This is a genomic window from Halorussus limi (assembly GCF_023238205.1).
In the GTDB taxonomy this organism is placed as follows: Archaea; Halobacteriota; Halobacteria; order Halobacteriales; family Haladaptataceae; genus Halorussus; species Halorussus limi.
Genome location: NZ_CP096659.1, coordinates 2073423 through 2088622 on the forward strand (window position 1 = coordinate 2073423; position 15200 = coordinate 2088622).

At 66.4% G+C, this 15200-nt stretch carries 15 protein-coding genes; 5 read left to right on the forward strand and 10 right to left on the reverse strand.

Going from position 1 to position 15200, the window contains the following annotated elements; genetic code table 11:
* Positions 1-66: 66 nt before the first annotated feature.
* A complete protein-coding gene (locus M0R89_RS10675) occupies positions 67-870 on the forward strand; it encodes a cobalamin-binding protein (protein WP_248649071.1) in 804 nt (267 codons plus the stop codon).
* 35 nt (positions 871-905) lie between these two features.
* Here M0R89_RS10675 and M0R89_RS10680 read toward each other — a convergent pair whose 3' ends face one another.
* Entirely contained in the window at positions 906-1403 is a 498-nt protein-coding gene (locus tag M0R89_RS10680; RefSeq protein WP_248649072.1) for a hypothetical protein, read from the reverse strand.
* Between the two features lie 96 nt (positions 1404-1499).
* Here M0R89_RS10680 and yjjX point away from each other — a divergent pair, with 96 nt between their 5' ends.
* Both yjjX and M0R89_RS10690 read left to right on the forward strand, forming a co-directional pair.
* On the forward strand, positions 1500-2018 hold the full coding sequence (yjjX, locus tag M0R89_RS10685; protein WP_256478312.1) for an inosine/xanthosine triphosphatase: 519 nt from the start codon (positions 1500-1502) through the stop codon (positions 2016-2018).
* Positions 2015-2227, forward strand: coding sequence for a hypothetical protein (locus tag M0R89_RS10690; protein ID WP_248649074.1), 213 nt, complete (start codon positions 2015-2017; stop codon positions 2225-2227). The genes yjjX and M0R89_RS10690 overlap by 4 nt, the downstream gene beginning before the upstream one ends.
* 18 nt (positions 2228-2245) lie before the next feature.
* On the opposite strand, the gene M0R89_RS10695 is transcribed toward M0R89_RS10690, so the two are convergent.
* Positions 2246-4099 carry a flippase-like domain-containing protein gene (locus tag M0R89_RS10695; RefSeq protein WP_248649075.1) on the reverse strand — a complete coding sequence of 618 codons (1854 nt, stop codon included), beginning with the start codon at positions 4097-4099 and terminating at the stop codon, positions 2246-2248.
* A 412-nt stretch (positions 4100-4511) separates the two neighbouring features.
* Between M0R89_RS10695 and M0R89_RS10700 the strand changes: the two genes are divergently transcribed.
* Entirely contained in the window at positions 4512-4754 is a 243-nt protein-coding gene (locus tag M0R89_RS10700; protein ID WP_248649076.1) for a DUF7123 family protein, read from the forward strand.
* Positions 4755-4871: 117 nt separating this feature from the next.
* Here M0R89_RS10700 and M0R89_RS10705 read toward each other — a convergent pair whose 3' ends face one another.
* From M0R89_RS10705 to pyk, 6 genes are all read right to left on the reverse strand, one after another.
* On the reverse strand, positions 4872-5744 hold the full coding sequence (locus tag M0R89_RS10705) for an NAD-dependent epimerase/dehydratase family protein (RefSeq protein WP_248649077.1): 873 nt from the start codon (positions 5742-5744) through the stop codon (positions 4872-4874).
* 31 nt (positions 5745-5775) lie between these two features.
* Entirely contained in the window at positions 5776-6387 is a 612-nt protein-coding gene (locus tag M0R89_RS10710) for a winged helix-turn-helix transcriptional regulator (RefSeq protein WP_248649078.1), read from the reverse strand.
* 514 nt (positions 6388-6901) lie between these two features.
* Positions 6902-8059: an SPFH domain-containing protein gene (locus M0R89_RS10715; RefSeq protein ID WP_248649079.1), complete on the reverse strand. Its 1158-nt coding sequence runs from the start codon at positions 8057-8059 to the stop codon at positions 6902-6904.
* A 111-nt stretch (positions 8060-8170) separates the two neighbouring features.
* Entirely contained in the window at positions 8171-8722 is a 552-nt protein-coding gene (locus M0R89_RS10720) for an NfeD family protein (RefSeq protein ID WP_248649080.1), read from the reverse strand.
* A gap of 96 nt (positions 8723-8818) precedes the next feature.
* Complete coding sequence (locus M0R89_RS10725; RefSeq protein ID WP_248649081.1) at positions 8819-9001, reverse strand: DUF7312 domain-containing protein; 183 nt, start codon at positions 8999-9001, stop codon at positions 8819-8821.
* A gap of 86 nt (positions 9002-9087) precedes the next feature.
* The gene (gene pyk, locus M0R89_RS10730; protein WP_248649082.1) at positions 9088-10851 is read right to left on the reverse strand and encodes a pyruvate kinase; all 1764 of its coding nucleotides are present in this window, start codon (positions 10849-10851) and stop codon (positions 9088-9090) included.
* Between the two features lie 200 nt (positions 10852-11051).
* Between pyk and M0R89_RS10735 the strand changes: the two genes are divergently transcribed.
* Entirely contained in the window at positions 11052-11336 is a 285-nt protein-coding gene (locus tag M0R89_RS10735) for a GYD domain-containing protein (RefSeq protein WP_248649083.1), read from the forward strand.
* A gap of 249 nt (positions 11337-11585) precedes the next feature.
* Here M0R89_RS10735 and metG read toward each other — a convergent pair whose 3' ends face one another.
* Together metG and M0R89_RS10745 are read right to left on the reverse strand one after the other, a co-directional pair.
* Complete coding sequence (gene metG, locus M0R89_RS10740) at positions 11586-13724, reverse strand: methionine--tRNA ligase (RefSeq protein ID WP_248649084.1); 2139 nt, start codon at positions 13722-13724, stop codon at positions 11586-11588.
* 467 nt (positions 13725-14191) lie between these two features.
* Positions 14192-15055 (reverse strand): coiled-coil protein, encoded by an 864-nt coding sequence (locus M0R89_RS10745; protein WP_248649085.1) that lies wholly within the window; start codon positions 15053-15055, stop codon positions 14192-14194.
* Between the last annotated feature and the right edge of the window lie 145 nt (positions 15056-15200).

The window sequence follows — 15200 nt, forward strand, 5'->3', positions numbered from 1 at the left end:
TACGACCCGTCGGTTCGAGCGCGGGTGTCGGACGATTTAACCCACCGGGCTTCGAAACCACCGGCGATGGCAGTCCAGACCGACCGCGTTACGGCCCGAGTCGTCTCCTTGGCACCGAGCGCGACCGAGACTCTCCGGGCGCTCGGTGCGACCGACCGCCTCGTCGGCGCGACCCACCACTGCGAGACCGAGGCGCCGGCAGTCGGAGGGTGGCTCAACCCCGACTACGAGGCCGTCGCCGACCGGGACCCCGACCTCGTGTTGACCGCCGACGATTTACAGGCCGACGTGGCCGCCGACCTCCGCGAGCGCGGCCACGACGTGTTCCACGCCACGCCGAACACGCTCGACGAGGTGGTCGAGTCGTTCGCCGACCTCGGGGCGGCGGTGGGCCTCCCCGACGAGGGCGAGGCGCTCGCCCGCCGCGCGCGGAGTCGCCTCGACAGGGTCCGGCGACTCGTTCCCGGCGAGGGCGGTCGCCAGAACGACGACCGTGACGGTAGCGCCCGGCCGGTGGTCTACTGCGAGGAGTGGTCCGAACCGCCGATGGTCGCGGGCAACTGGGTGCCCGAGGTGGTCGAAGTCGCGGGCGGGCGCTACCCGTTCCTCGACCCCGGCGAACGCTCCAGAGAGGTCTCGACCGCCGAGGTCGAGGCCGCCGACCCGGACCACGTCGTCCTCCACGTCTGCGGTCACGGAGCCTGCGCCGACCCCGAGACCGTCACCGACCGCGACTGGGACCTCTCGGCGATAGCCCGCGACGACGTACACGTCGTGGACGACTCGCTGCTGAATCAGCCGAGTCCGAAACTCGTGGAGGGCGTCGAACGACTCGCGGCCCTGCTTCACCCCGACGCGCTCGACGCGTAATCGACTACGGGAAAATCACGCGGTTCTCCGGCCGACTACCGGTACGCGACTCCGACGGCGACGAGACTGCCGAGCGCCCCGCCGACCGCGAGACCGACGACGAGGGCGGCGCTCGCGCCGAACCAGATGGCCGGAGCGAGCGGGAGGACGAGGAAACCACAGAGCATCGCCGCCGCGCCCAGTCGCCGGGCCGTCTTCCGACTCGCGCCGGGCGTCGTCAGGAGGTCCCGACGGTCGCGGTAGCGAATCAACCACCCGAGCGTCGCGCACGCTCCGCCCCCGGCGAGGACGGACGCGGTTCCGATGGCTCGCTCCGAGACGCCGACGCCGACCGCCGTCGCGAGCGCCACCAGTCCGACGCCGCTCGCTCCGACGACGGCGGCGTTCGACCGGACCGCCGCGTCGTCCGCGGGGTCCACACCGAACCAGCCCCGAACGGGACTCCCGGGTCGCAACGCGTGGAGGGCGGCCGCGACGAAGGCCAGTCCGGTCGTCGCCGTGAGTCCGGCGGCGAAGACGGTTCCGTTGTCCATATCGGACGACGTGTCTGTTTTCTAATAATGTTGGTGTCCGGCGCGCTCTTCCACCGGAGCGCAATTGCCAAGTCGGCCGGGCGTCTCCCCCCGCACATGCGAGTCGGCGTCGGAAGCACAAACCCAGTGAAGCGTGACGCGACTGAGTCCGCCCTGACCGACTTCCCCGGCGCGACCGTCGAGTCGGTCGCCGTCGAGTCGGGCGTGAGCGAGCAACCGGTCGGCGAGCGAGAGACCGTCGCGGGCGCGGAGAATCGCGCCCGGAACGCGCTCGACGCCGGCGACTACGACCTCGGCGTCGGACTGGAGGGCGGCGTCGCCGAAGTCGAGGGCGCCGAGGGACTCTTTCTGGTCATGTGGGCGGCCGCGACCGACGGCGAGCGAGTCGGCCGCGGCGCGGGTCCCCGACTCCGCCTGCCCGAGTCCATCGCAGGTCGGGTCCGCGACGGCGAGGAGTTAGGCCCGGTCATGGACGACGTCCTCGATATGGAGAACGTGGCGAAAAAGCAGGGCGCGGCGGGCGCGCTGACCGGTCACGTCATCGACCGCGAGGGCGCCTTGGAACAGGCGCTGGCGGGCGCGCTCGGTCCGTTCGTGACCGAACTGTACGAGTGAAGGAGACCGTTCGGCGCGCGCTCAGCACGTTCGCCAGACCGTTCGGGATAGGCGTCGCGCTGTTCGGTGCGTTCGTTTCTACGCAGTCTCCGCCCGTGGGCGTCCCGATGGTCGTCTTCGGTGCCGTGTTCGCGCTCCGACCCGCCGTCGTCGGGCGGACGCTCGAACTGGTCGCCGACGCGGTCAGACTACTGGTCGAGGCGGCGTAGAAGCGAGGTCGGCCATCGTCAGTCGTCGGTCGGTTCGGCCGGGTCGGCCGCGGCCCGCGCGTCCTTGCTCTCCTCGACGGCCGTGGTCAGCGAGACGTTCAGCACGAACATCGAGGCGACGCCGCCGACGAGCGTGACGATGTTCTTCACCGCGTGGTCGAGAATGGCCGCGCCGAGCGCGATGCTCCATCCGACGGGAGTCAGGCCGACCACGAGCAGGGTGAACGCGCCCTCGTAGAGACCGACGCCGCCGGGCGACAGCGGGAGGACCTTCGCGAGGTTGCCCACGCTGACCGCGAAGAAACACACCGCCGCGAGCATCGGAATCGGGAGCGCGACGCTCGGGAACGCGGCCAGCACGAGCAGGGCGGTCAACACGTCGAGCGTCCAGATGGCGAGGCTGCTCGCGCCCACCGTGAGGAAGGCGTTCCGATTGCCCGCGACCGTCTGGACGTCGCCCGTGAACCGCTCGATGACGCCCGCCACGTAGTCGGCGTAGGAGTCGTTGCTGAGGCCGGAGACGACACCGCGGACGAGGTTGCGGTCCGACCGGGCGCTCAACACGATGACCCCGACCGCGAGGATGGCCGCGAGACCGACCCCGCCGGCGACGTAGAGCGCGGTCTGTCCGGCCGCGCCGTACTCGCTGGCGGATTCGGCCCCCGAGGGTGTCGACCCGAACAGGGTCGATTCGAGGCCGCCGGTCGCGCCGGTCAGCGCCAGACCGATGAGGACTACGCCCGCGAGCATCGTGATGGTCAGCAGGTCGAAGACGCGCTCGACCGCCAGCGAGGCGAACCCCGTCGGATACGGAATCGACCGCCGGGCCTTCACGACGTAGGCCCGGACCGCGTCGCCCGCCCGCGCGGGGAACACGAGGTTACCGGTCTGACTGACGAATATCGCCCCCGTCAGGAAGTTCGCGTCCTCGGTGTAGCCCAACTCTTCGAGGATGTCGCGGTAGCGCGCTCCGCGCAGGGGCCACGAAATCATGTAGACGAGCGCCGCGAGACCGACCAGCATCGGGTCGGCCTGACTCATCTGCTCGACGACTTCGCCGAGCGGGAGGTACTCGCGCATCAACAGCACCGCGACGACGGTCAGGAAGACCCCCGCCGCGATGGAGACGCGCTTGGTGATGCGCGGTTGGACCGAGAACTCCCACCAACAGCGCATTATCTGGCTTCCCATCCCGAACACGTCCCGGACGATGTCGACCTTCGAGTCGCCCTTGGGTTCCCAATCCACCGCGAACTCCTTGACGTCGTAGCCCCGGCGCTGCGCGCGCACGAGGACTTCGGTGTCCCAGAACCAGTGTTCGTCCTCGACCTCGTTCAGCACGTCGAAGAGCGCGGTCCTGTCGAACGCCTTGAACCCGCACTGGTGGTCGCGCATCTCCGACCCGAGGAAGGTCCGGGTAAGCCCGTTGAACCCTCGACTCGCGACATCGCGCTTGGCGGGTCGGTCGGCCGTCTCGCCCGGCATCCAGCGCGACCCGGTGGCGAAGTCGTACTCGCCCGACCGGACGCTCTCGACCAGTTCTTCGAGGTGTCGCATGTCGGTGGCGAGATCGGTGTCGAAGTACACCAGCGTGTCGCCGTCCGCGGCCTCGAAGGCTCGATTCAAAGCTCCGCCCCGCCCCAACCGCTCGTCGCTGTGGTAGTGGCGGACCCGTTCGTCCTCGGCCGCCATCCTGTCGGCGATTTCGGGCGTTCGGTCGTCGCACCCGTCCTCGGCTACGATGACCTCGAAGGTTCCTGCGGGGAGGAATTCGTCTAACGTGGCGAGTGTCGTCTCGACCGTGTTCTCTATGGTCGCCTCCTCGTTGTAGGCCGGAAGGACGACGCTCACCTCGACTCCACGACCGCTCATTATCGAAGAGAGTCTGCCGCGCCGCGTAAGTACCTTCTGCTCCGTTCCATCCAGTACACGCCCCTAAGCCGGGCCTTGCGTCGTCGTTCACGTACGTTCACGCCGAAACCCCTCGTGGAACCGAGTCGCGCCGTCGTTACGCTCGGTAATCCGCGCTTACGGAGGCCTGAAATTCGAACTGGTCGTCCGTCGGGGGCCACCGGAGGCCGCTCGCGGTGCCGACGCTCGCCGAGTCGTCGCGGGCGACTCCGCGGAACGTTCTCTGGAAACTCCAGATTAACCAGCCGTACCAACACCCCCCTCGGGGGTGGTTTAGTTCAAAGAAAATAGCGATGAAATCGCACGAGGGCCCGGTGTTAACTCCACGTACCAAATCCCCTAAGGCGGTTTCCGTCCAAGGAGAGAGTAAGGCATGAGCACGACCGCAACTGCTGGCACGACCACCCTGACCGACAAACAACAGCGCATCCTCCAGTACCTCCGCGAGAAGGGACAGATGAAGACCTACTTCAAGTCCCGACTCATCGGCGACGAACTCGGAATGACCGCCAAGGAGGTCGGCGCGAACATGACTGCCATCGCAGAGGGCGAGTTCGACGTGGACGTCGAGAAGTGGGGATACTCCTCTTCGACCACGTGGAAGGTTACGACGTAACGCGGACGTCCGGAACGCGACGTTCGATACGACGCCCGAGACGCGAACGCTGCTGGCACGTGCTCGGGGAGTGTGGGTTTTCCGCCGTCCGCTCGGTTCCCGTTTCGTCTTTTTCCGTCACCGCCTGCGCCACGACCGTTCGGCCGACCAGTCGAGCAGTCGCTCGGCCTTGCTCGCGTCGATTAGCCGTTCGTACCCAGTCGGCGACTCGCGGACTTCCGCGTCGTACAGGTCCGCGAGTTCCGCGCTCGGCGCGTCGACAGTCGTGTCCTCGGCGGCCCCGAAGAAGACCTCGTGACCCGCGAAGCCCGCCTCCAGCGCTCGGACCGCGAGGTCCGCGGCGTCCGCGATGTGAAGGTACCCGAACAGCGTCTTGCGCGCCTTCTCGTAGAACCCGGCGTCTCGAATCCCGTCCAGCGACCGGTCGCGCTCGGCGAAGACGGTCCGGAGTTCCTCGTCGGTCACGACGAGCGGGAACCGGAGCGACGCGAGCGTTGTCGGCCTCCCCTCGCGGCGGCCGAACCCGTCGGCGACGACTTCGGCGACCTGCTTGCCCAGTCCGTAGGCGTTCGAGGGCGTCAGCGGGTGGGACTCGTCCACCGGGAGGTACTCGACGCGCACCTCGTCTTCGAAGCCCCCGCCCATCGCCGAGAGGCTAGACGCGAATACCACCGTCTCGATGCCGAGCGCCTCGGCGGCCTCCAGCACGTGGTACGGCGTCTGGGCGTTGCTCCGGAAGGTGACGTGGCCGGGCGTCTCGTCCGGGCGCGGAATCGTCCCGAAGTGGGCGACGGCGTCGGGGTCGGCGCTGGCGAGCGACCCGTACACCTCGCCGGGGTCCAGCAGGTCGGTCCGGAGATACCGGTCGGCGACTCGCTCGCGCCGGTCGCCCCTGCTCAGGTTGACTGTCCGATAGCCGCGCTCGGCGAGCGCCGAGAGTAACGCGGTGCCTAACTCGCCGTTCCCGCCGGTGACTGCGACGGTGTCCATGAAGAAAGACGGACTGCGGGCGACCGAAAAACTACGGGTCGAACGAGATGAACCCGTCGGCCTCGGCCGCGAACGTCGCGGCGGTCTCGCCGAACGAGTCGGCGTACCTGACCAGCAGGGTGATGACCGTCTCGGGGTTCCGGACCGCGTAGCCGTCCTCGCGGTCCAACAGACCGGCGTCTTCGAGGTCGGCGGCGTACTTGCTCACGGTCGGTCTCGACACGTCCAGCGCGTCGGCGAGGTCGCTACCGGTCGCCGACGGGTCGCGCAGTAACTCGACGAGCATCCCCCGCGGGGTGTCCCTGCGGAGGTAGCCCAGTGCGACCTGCTCGAACGAGGAGAACTGCTCGGCCGGATAGAATCGGCGGTAGTCACCGTCCCGTCGGCTCTCGACCACGCCCGCCTCGAGCAACTGTCGGAGGTGGTGTTGAGCCTCTCCCGTTCCCAGTTTGAGGTCGTCACGGACCTTCGAGAAGTGCGCGCCCGGCGTGGTGGCGACGTAGCCCGCAATCGCGTCGCGGGCCTCGCTCTCGCCGCTCTCGCCGTCGTCGCGAAACTTGGCGAGCGGCGTCGCGGCCCCCAAGACCGCGAACCGGCGGAGGGTCGCCCGCTTATTTTCATCCACTTCGGAGCGCTCAACCATCTACAACTGTAGGGTCGGTGCGGAGGATTAAAACGTCTTCGGCTTGCGAGTCGGTCGCACAGCTGAGAGGTCGGAATACGACCTGACAGCGACTGTGGCGGCGGTCTGGGGACGGCCGGCCGGTCGTCGTTTCGAGCGCCAGCCACGATTCGGTCGGAAACGGCCTCCGACGCCGACAGTCCGCGTCGGAGGCGTAGCGTCGCACTCTACGGGTGTACGCTACGCTTCGGTCGGTCCCGGGTGGGTGCCTCGAACGAATCCGGACGTGGGTCCCGACGCTCTCGGGACAGAAGATTTCGGAATTTCTTGCGGACGCCCCGCGCCGCTCTACGGTCGATTTCTCGGATGTACCCGCACGCCAGAACGCGTGGCGGCGGTAACGGACCGGCGCAACTCGGTACCGCCGCGCAACTGTACACTCTCCGCACGCGTACTAATACGTTTCCGAAGGAATCCAAGGAAATACGTCGGATTCGGAGCGAATTGTCGGAAAAGTGGAGTAAATCGTCGGGGATTACTTCTCGACTTCGGCGTCCATCTCGGCTTCCACGTCCTCGATGTCGGGGGACTCCTCGTCCATCTCCTCGATGACCTCGTCGGCGCTCTTGATGTTCGCGGGGTCCTCGCCCTCCTTGATGGCCTGGGCCTCCTGTTCCATCGCTTCGACGTCCATCTCGGCCTCCTCGTCTATCTGGCCGAGAATCTCCTCGATGTTGTCGAGACCGATGAGTTCGCGGGTCTCCTCGTCGAAGTCGAGGCTATCGAGTTCGCCGTTGTCCTCCTTCACGTCGCTCCCGGTCAGATGCTTGCCGTAGCGGCCGAGCATCGAGGAGAGTTCCTGCGGGAGGACGAAGGTCGTGGACTCTCCCTGACCGATGGATTCGAGCGTCTCCATCCCCTTGTCGATGACCGCGCGCTCGCCCATCGACTCGGCGGACTTCGCGCGGAGGACGGTCGAAACTGCGTCACCCTGCGCCTCAAGAATCTGGCTCTGCTTCTCACCCTGCGCGCGGATGATGTTCGACTGCTTGTCACCCTCTGCGGTCTCGATGGCACTCCGGCGCTCACCCTGCGCCTCCAGAATCATGGCGCGGCGCTTGCGCTCCGCGGAGGTCTGTTGCTCCATCGCCTGCTGGACGTCCTTGCTCGGGTTGACCTCCCGAACTTCGACGCTCTCGACGCGGATACCCCACTCGTCGGTGGGTTCGTCGAGTTCGCGCCGGATTTTGGCGTTTATCTCCTGGCGCTTGTTGAGCGTGTCGTCGAGTTCCATGTCGCCCAGCACGGCCCGCAGGGTGGTCTGGGCGAGGTTCGAGACGGCGCGCTTGTAGTCCTCGACTTCGAGGAACGCCTTCTTGGCGTCCATGACCTTGATGTAGACCACGGCGTCGGCGGTCACCGGCGAGTTGTCGCGGGTGATGGCTTCCTGTCGTGGCACGTCCAACGTCTGGGTCCGCATGTCGAAGCGGTGGGTCGCGCTCACGAACGGCGGCACGAAGTTGATACCGGGTTCGAGGAGTTTCCGGTACTCACCGAAGACGGTCAGCGCGCGCTTCTCGGTCGCGTCGACGATTTCGACCGACTGCCAGATGGTGATTACTGCCAGCGCGAGGACCAACAGGGCGACTATCGTGAAGCCACCTACTGCGGCGGCCTGTAGTGGAACCAACATACTCGGACTGTTAGCAAGAATGAATGTTAAGCGTTCCCCTCACCGTCGGTGGGACGGCGACGAAATTTTGTCACCGCTCGGGGACGCGGCGTCCGGTCGAACGCTCCGGACTCAAATCTCCTCGGTGTCGGTCTCGCGCTCTCGGGCGGGCGCGTCGCCGTCCCGTCCCTTCGCCAGTTCGCGGTCGATGGGGTCCTCGATGGCCTCCAGTGCCTCGACCTTGACGACGTTGCCGCCGCCGGGGTCGACTACCATCACTTCGGTCCCCTCGGGAATCTCACCCCGGACGGTCCGAGCGGCGTAGTAGGGGTTGAACCCGCCCTCGTGGAGTTTTATCTGGCCCTCCTCGGGCGTGACCCGTTCGGTCACGCGGCCGGTCTCGCCCTTCAGCGAGTCGGAGTCGCGGGTGCGCGCGACGCCCTTCCCGCCGTAGAGGTCCAGCTCGCGGTACGCGTACAGCGACGCCGCGCCGAACCCCAACACCAGCGCAGCCAGTATCAGCGGCGACGCGGCCGGTCCGAGCAGTAAGCCGACGAGTCCCGCGAGGACGAGCGCGACGCCGAGGACGACGAAGTGCGCGCCCGGTATCAGCGCCTCGGCGATGGCGAGACCGATGCCAGCGACGAGGAGCAACAGCGGGAGCGAGTCCAACAGCGGTGCCATAGCAACGTCTTGGGATTCGGACCGGTTAACGTTTTGCAGTTTCGGAGACGAATCGGCGGCTATCGGAGTCGACGCTCCCGCGGGCGCGCCGACGGACTACCCGCCGGCCAGCAGAATCACGCGAGCGAAGACGAACAGCATCGAGGCCACCCCGAGCGCGACGAAGAAGGCGTTCTCCATCGTCGGCGACCCCGGTTCTATCGGGTCGAGGTCGTCGGGTTCCTCGGGTTCGTAGCCGTCTTCGCCGACTTCGTCGGTGTCGTACTTCCAGTCCGACATGGCCGAGCGTAGGAGTGCCACCGGGAAAAGGTTGGCTCCGGACGCGGGCGGTCGGAGAGTCGGCGGCCGACGGCGTCAGATTCCGCTCAGGGTCGCTCCTCGTGGGTCACGTCGCCGTCGTAGACCACGCCGCGCTCGGCGTCGAGGGTGATAACGTCGCCGTCTCGGACGGTGGGGTCCAGCGGCGCGCCGCTGACCATCGGGATGTCGAGTTCGCGCGCTACCATCGCGGGGTAGCCCGTCATGCCCGGCCGGGCGTCAACGATGCCACGGAGCTTCGAGGCGTCGCCGTCGAACTCGCCGTCGAACTCGGGTTCGAGCGCCAGAATCGCCCCCTCGGACACGTCCGACAGGTCGCCGTCGGTGGTCCGCGCGACGGGACCGGCGACGCGCCCGCGGACGACGCTCCGGCCCGTGCCGATGGTCTCGGCCGCGACGTGGACCTTGAGCGTGTTCGTCGTGGACGTTCCCTCTAGTTCGGACATCATCCCGGAGAGGACGACCACCGTGTCGCCGCTCTCGGCCACGTCGGCATCGAGCGCGGCCTGCACGGCGTCCTCGATGACGTTGTCCACGCCCTCGGACAGCGGCGTGTACTGAGCGTTGACGCCCCACGAGAGCGCGAGTTGGCGGCGCACCTCGTCGTTGGGCGTCGTGGCGACGACCGGGACCTGCGGCCGGAACTTCGCGACCTTGAGCGCGGTGTACCCCGATTCGCTCGCCGCGACGATGGCCGACGCGCCGATGTCTCGCGCGAGGTAACGGGCCGACCGCGCCAGCGCGTCGGTCCGGGCGTCCTCGGCCGACGGGACGCGCTGTTCGCGGAACTCGTCGTACTCGCCGCTCGCCTCGACCTGACGGACGATGCGGTCCATCGTCTCCACGACCCGGACGGGGTCGTCACCGATGGCAGTCTCGCCAGACAGCATCACCGCGTCGGTGCCGTCGAGGACCGCGTTCGCCACGTCGGAGGCCTCTGCGCGCGTTGGCCTGCGGGCGTGGACCATCGAGTCCAGCATCTCGGTCGCGGTGATGACCGGCGTGCCGGTCTGCTGGCACTTCCGGATGATGCGCTTTTGAATCATCGGCACGTCTTCGAGCGGGCACTCGACGCCGAGGTCTCCGCGCGCGACCATCACGCCGTAGGCGGCGTCCACGATTTCGTCGAGGTTCTCCACCGCGCCGCGGCGCTCTATCTTGGCGACGATGGGGATGTCCGCCCCCAGACTCTCCAGCACCCCGTTGACCGCCAGCACGTCCTCTGCGCTCCGGACGAAACTCGCGGCCACGAAGTCGGCCCCCTTCTCCGCGGCGAGTTCGAGGTCCCGGCGGTCCTTCTCGGTCACGACGTCGAGGTCGAGGTCCACGCCGGGGACGTTGACGCCCTTCCGACTGCTCAGGTCGCCGCCGCTCACGACGTGAGCGACGACGACGCCCTCGCCGTCGCCGTCTTCCTCGACTTCCTCGACCACGGTCTCGATGCGACCGTCGTCCAACAGCACCGTGTCGCCGGGTTCGACGTTGGTGATGGAGTAACTCAGACCGACTTCCTCGGGGGTGGCGGTGTCGCCCTTCACGAACCGGACCGTCGAGTCGGTTTCGAGGTGGACCGGTTCCTCGACCTCGGCGGTCCGAATCTCGGGGCCCTGCAGGTCGACCATCACCGCGAGGGGGTCTTCGGTGGTCTCGTCCACGCGCCGGACGTGGTCGACGAGTTCGGCGCGGTCCTCCCGCGTGCCGTGACTGGCGTTGAGTCGTGCGACGGACATCCCGGCGTCGGCCAACTCCCGGATTGTCCGTCGAGAGTCCGAGGCCGGACCTAACGTGCAGACGATTTTCGCGTTTCTCATGCGTTCGGGTAGGTTCGACCGCGCTAAAAACCCACGGAGATTCCGCCAAGATTGACTCGCCGACGAGTTACCGCCGGCGGCCCCGAGTCGTCTCGTCAATCCGCTCTCGATTCGCCTCGCCGGTTCCGATTCGCCCCGCGGACGTCCCGTCGTTTCGGTAGCCACAATCCCTTATTGCATCGCACTCGAATGGAATAGATATGCCAGAGTACGCCTCCCTCGTGGACGTGCGCACGGACTTCCAGAACGCGCAGGAACTCACGTCGGTGTGGGGCGACATCCGGTCGGACCTCGAAGACCAGAAGGCCGACCTGAAACACACCTACGCCATCCTCGGCGAGTACGACTTCCTCGTGGTCATGGAGGCCCCCGACCGGGACGCGGCGTATCAGGCCGGAGTCGCACTGGAGCGCCACGGCCTAGACGCCCAGACGATGGAGATAATCCCGACGGAGGAACTCGCTCAGGTCGTGGACGACCTCTGAATCGGCCTCGCTACTGCGCGACGTTTCGGCGTTGCGACGGAAATCGACAGGGGAACCCGAGATGGCGTGAGGGATAACTCACGCGATAACTGCCATCCCGGCAATCCACGGCGGAGCGGTTCTCCGGTGCCGGCGATTCGCGTGACGGAGGTACGACCGCTGCGTCCACCGCAACGGCGATTTAGAGTTGGCGAACAAATAATTTTTGATAGTTACTTCCGGCGGGAGGGAACTGCGCTCTCCCCGCCGTCACTTGACTTTCGTGCCCGGACCGCTGTCGCCGTGGGTCGTCAGCAGGTCGGCGTCCTCGCCCGCCGCGAGGACCATCCCGTTGCTCTCGACGCCGAACAGTTCGGCCTGTTCGAGGTTGGCCACGACGACGACCTTCGTTCCCGGCAGTTTCTCGAGGTCGTGGAGTTGCTTGATGCCCGCGACGATTTGGCGGGTCTCGACCCCGATGTCCACTTCGAGGCGCGCGAGGTCGTCGGCCCCCTCGATGGGTTCGGCGACCTCGATTTCGCCGACGCGAACGTCGAGGTCCTGGAATTCTTCGAAGCTGATGCGGTCTTCGTCGATGGGTTCGATGTCGGTGTCGTCGCTCATGGATTCGTCTTCCTCGGTCTCGGCCGTGCCTTCGTCGCCGTCCTCCGTAGCCGCTTCGACTCGCTCCTGCAACTTCTCGTTGAGTTCCTCGACGCGCTCGTCCGCTATCTTCTCGAACAGTTCGTCGGGTTCGCCGAACTCGTCGGCCGGGGGTTCGAGGCAGGCGTCGAGCGCGGCGTCGTGGACCGACCCCTCCTCGCCCAACTGCTCCCAGAGTCGCTGGGCCTTGCCGGGGAGGATGGGCGCCGAGAGGACCGCGACCGCCTTCGCCAACTGGACGCAGTCGTAGATGACCTGTTCGGCCCGGTCGGGGTCGTCGTCGGTCAGGTTCCACGGTTCGTTGCGCTGGATGTACTCGTTGCCGAATCCGGCGAGCGAGACCGCGGCCTCGCCCGCCTCTTTGAGCGAGTAGTCGTTGACCGCGGCCTCGAAGTCCGCGACGGCCTCCTCGATGCGCTCGGCCACTTCGTCGGAGGCGTCGGCCTCGGGCGTGCCCTCGTAGTTCCGGGCCGCGAACAGCAGACTCCGGTAGGCGAAGTTACCGAGCGTGCCGACCAACTCGCCGTTGACGCGCTCTTGGAACTTCTCCCACGAGAAGTCCACGTCCTGCTGAAAGCCGCCGGTCGTGGTCAGGTAGTAGCGCACGAGGTCCGGGTGGAACCCCTCGTCGAGGTAGTCGTCGGCCCAGACCGCGCGGTTGCGACTGGTCGAGAACGCCTGTCCGTCGAGGTTGACGAAGCCGCTGGCCATGACGGCGCGGGGTTCGTTGTAGCCTGCGCCCCGGAGCATCGACGGCCAGAAGACGGTGTGGTGCTGGATGATGTCGCGACCGACGACGTGGACGATTTCGCCGGTGTCGGCGGCCTCCCACGTCTCGTCGTCGGCATCGCCCTCGCTCCCCGCTTCGGGCGCGCCGTCCTTCCAGACTTCCTCCCAGTCGAACACGTCCTCGCCGACGCGCTCGGTGTACTGCTTGGTCGAGGCGACGTACTCGATGGGGGCGTCCACCCAGACGTAGAGGACGAGGTCCTCCTTCCCTTCGCCCGGGTAGTCGATTCCCCAGTCCATGTCCCGGGTGATACAGAGGTCCTGCAGTTCGCCCTCTATCCACTCGCGGGGCTGGTTGCGGGCGTTGGAGGTGCCTTCGAGTCGGTCGATGAAGCCAGCGAGGTACTCCTGAAAGTCGGAGAGTCGCAGGAACTCGTGTTCGCGCGCGCGGTACTCCGCGGGGTTGCCGGTCAGGGTCGAGCGCGGGTCCTCGATTTCGCCGGGTTCGAGGTGGCGCTGACATCCCTCGTCGCACTCGTCGCCCCGGGCCTTCGCGCCGCAGTACGGGCAGGTGCCCTCGACGTAGCGGTCGGGCAGGGGCGTGTCGGCCTCGGGGTCCCACGCCACCTGAATCTCCTTCTCGAAGACGTGGTCGTTGTCAATCCACGACCGGACGAACTCCTGGGTGAGTTCGGTGTTGGTCTCGTCGTGGGTGTGGCCGTAGTTGTCGAACTCGACGTTGAATCGGGGGAACGTCTCGGCGTACTTCTCGTGGTGTTCGAGGGCGAACTCCTCGGGGGAGACGCCCGCCTCCTCGGCGTTGACCGCCACCGGGGTGCCGTGCATGTCGGACCCGGAGACGAACGCGGTGCGCTGGCCGAGTTTCTCCAGCGAGCGAGCGTAGGCGTCGCCGCTGACGTACGTCCGGAGGTGGCCGATGTGCAGGTCGCCGTTGGCGTACGGCAACCCGCAGGTCACCACCGCTGGCTTCTCCGTGGGGAAGTCGTCGTGGCTCATACTATCCAATCCTTCGTGGCGGGTGTAAAACCCGCCGATTTCCGTGTTCGTGCATGGGTATCGTCGCGCGGTTTCCGAACGTAACTGGCTGGCGATTCGACCGACCGGTCGGGTTTCGCCACCGCAAAAACCGTCCGCGGGCCGCGGTCCGGGCGGGTCCTCCCGACGCTACGCGTTGCTTCGGGTGCGCATACGCATAGCGCGGGCAGGTGCTTGTGACCGCGTGAGGTCTCGGACCGCGAGTGACACGAGTCCGAGTTTGGCGCCTCGGTATTTAAACGTTGGTCCGGTTCGCCACCGGTACGCAGTCGGCGTCTCTACGGTCAACTGGCGGACTGCGACGAGCGTTGGCGATAGCTCGTTCCGACTGGACTTCGACGCGATAGCCCCACCGAACGCTCACGACTCGCGACGCTACCGCTACTCGCTACCGAAGAACTGAGAAACAGAGTCGCAGAACTACGAACTTACAGCAGACCCGTCTTCTGGAGCTTCATGAGGTCCTCGGTGTCGAGGGTCTCGCCTTCCTTGAACTGCTGGTAGATCTCCTCGGCCTCCTCCTTGGCCTCTTCGCGCTCCTTCTCCTTCTCGGACTTGCGCTCTTCCTCTTCCTGCTTGTCGAGTTCGCGCAGGCGCTTCTGGACGCGGACGAAGTCCTCGTGGTGCTGGTCGGCGGCCTCCTGGGCCTCCACGAAGCTCTCGTGCATCTCGTCGGCCTCGTCGCGGATTTCGTCGGCTTCGCGGTAGGCCTCGATCATCTGGTTGTGATGCTCTTGGGCCTTGTCGGCGAGTTCCGTGACCTTCTCGTGGTGACGGCTCGCTTCGGCGCGGACCTCCTCGGCTTCCTCGACGAGTTCGTCGAGGTTCTCGCTGTCGTCGAGCTTCTCCTTTCGCTCTTGAAGCTTCTCGCGCTTCTCCTCGATCTTCTCGATGAGTTCGCGCTCGTCCTCGGTCGAGAGAACCTCGGTCTGCTGCTTGAACTCGAGGTCTTCGATTTCGGATTCGAGTTCCTCGATGTCCTTGCCCTCGTCGAGTTCGAGGTCGGACTTCTTCTGCTCGACTTCGTCGAACAGCTCGTTGGCCTTGGCGTTGAGCTCGTTGCGCTGTTCCTTGTGTTCCTGAACCTGCTCGTTGAGCTCGTCGCGCTTCTCGCGGTGTTCCTGAGCCTCGTCGACCTTCTCGCGCGTCTCGGCGTTGAGGTCGTCGCGCTTGGACGCTCGCTTGCTAGCCTTCTGGTTCAGCTCGTTTCGTCGGTCTCGGAGCTGTCCTGCGAGTTTGATTAGTTCGCCTTTCGACTTGTTCTGAAGTTCCTCTTCTGTTACACTTACCATGCTTAATTAAACCTCGATTCCATGCCCGCCGTGGCGTTCGGCAGTCCAGTGAGCGACAGCAACCGCTGTATGCAACTGGCAATCGACCGGTGACAATAGTCCCATGTCATTTGTCGCACGATGCTTGCCGAACGCTCGTGGCGTT

Bases quoted from the DNA above. Each gene is read 5' to 3' on its own strand.
- M0R89_RS10720 (WP_248649080.1), bottom strand. From the start codon at position 8,722: ATGGCACCGCTGTTGGACTCGCTCCCGCTGTTGCTCCTCGTCGCTGGC.
- metG (WP_248649084.1), bottom strand. From the start codon at position 13,724: ATGAGCCACGACGACTTCCCCACGGAGAAGCCAGCGGTGGTGACCTGC.
- M0R89_RS10700 (WP_248649076.1), top strand. From the start codon at position 4,512: ATGAGCACGACCGCAACTGCTGGCACGACCACCCTGACCGACAAACAA.
- M0R89_RS10715 (WP_248649079.1), bottom strand. From the start codon at position 8,059: ATGTTGGTTCCACTACAGGCCGCCGCAGTAGGTGGCTTCACGATAGTC.
- M0R89_RS10695 (WP_248649075.1), bottom strand. From the start codon at position 4,099: ATGAGCGGTCGTGGAGTCGAGGTGAGCGTCGTCCTTCCGGCCTACAAC.
- M0R89_RS10735 (WP_248649083.1), top strand. From the start codon at position 11,052: ATGCCAGAGTACGCCTCCCTCGTGGACGTGCGCACGGACTTCCAGAAC.
- yjjX (WP_256478312.1), top strand. From the start codon at position 1,500: ATGCGAGTCGGCGTCGGAAGCACAAACCCAGTGAAGCGTGACGCGACT.
- M0R89_RS10680 (WP_248649072.1), bottom strand. From the start codon at position 1,403: ATGGACAACGGAACCGTCTTCGCCGCCGGACTCACGGCGACGACCGGA.
- M0R89_RS10725 (WP_248649081.1), bottom strand. From the start codon at position 9,001: ATGTCGGACTGGAAGTACGACACCGACGAAGTCGGCGAAGACGGCTAC.
- pyk (WP_248649082.1), bottom strand. From the start codon at position 10,851: ATGAGAAACGCGAAAATCGTCTGCACGTTAGGTCCGGCCTCGGACTCT.
- M0R89_RS10710 (WP_248649078.1), bottom strand. From the start codon at position 6,387: ATGGTTGAGCGCTCCGAAGTGGATGAAAATAAGCGGGCGACCCTCCGC.
- M0R89_RS10705 (WP_248649077.1), bottom strand. From the start codon at position 5,744: ATGGACACCGTCGCAGTCACCGGCGGGAACGGCGAGTTAGGCACCGCG.
- M0R89_RS10745 (WP_248649085.1), bottom strand. From the start codon at position 15,055: ATGGTAAGTGTAACAGAAGAGGAACTTCAGAACAAGTCGAAAGGCGAA.
- M0R89_RS10675 (WP_248649071.1), top strand. From the start codon at position 67: ATGGCAGTCCAGACCGACCGCGTTACGGCCCGAGTCGTCTCCTTGGCA.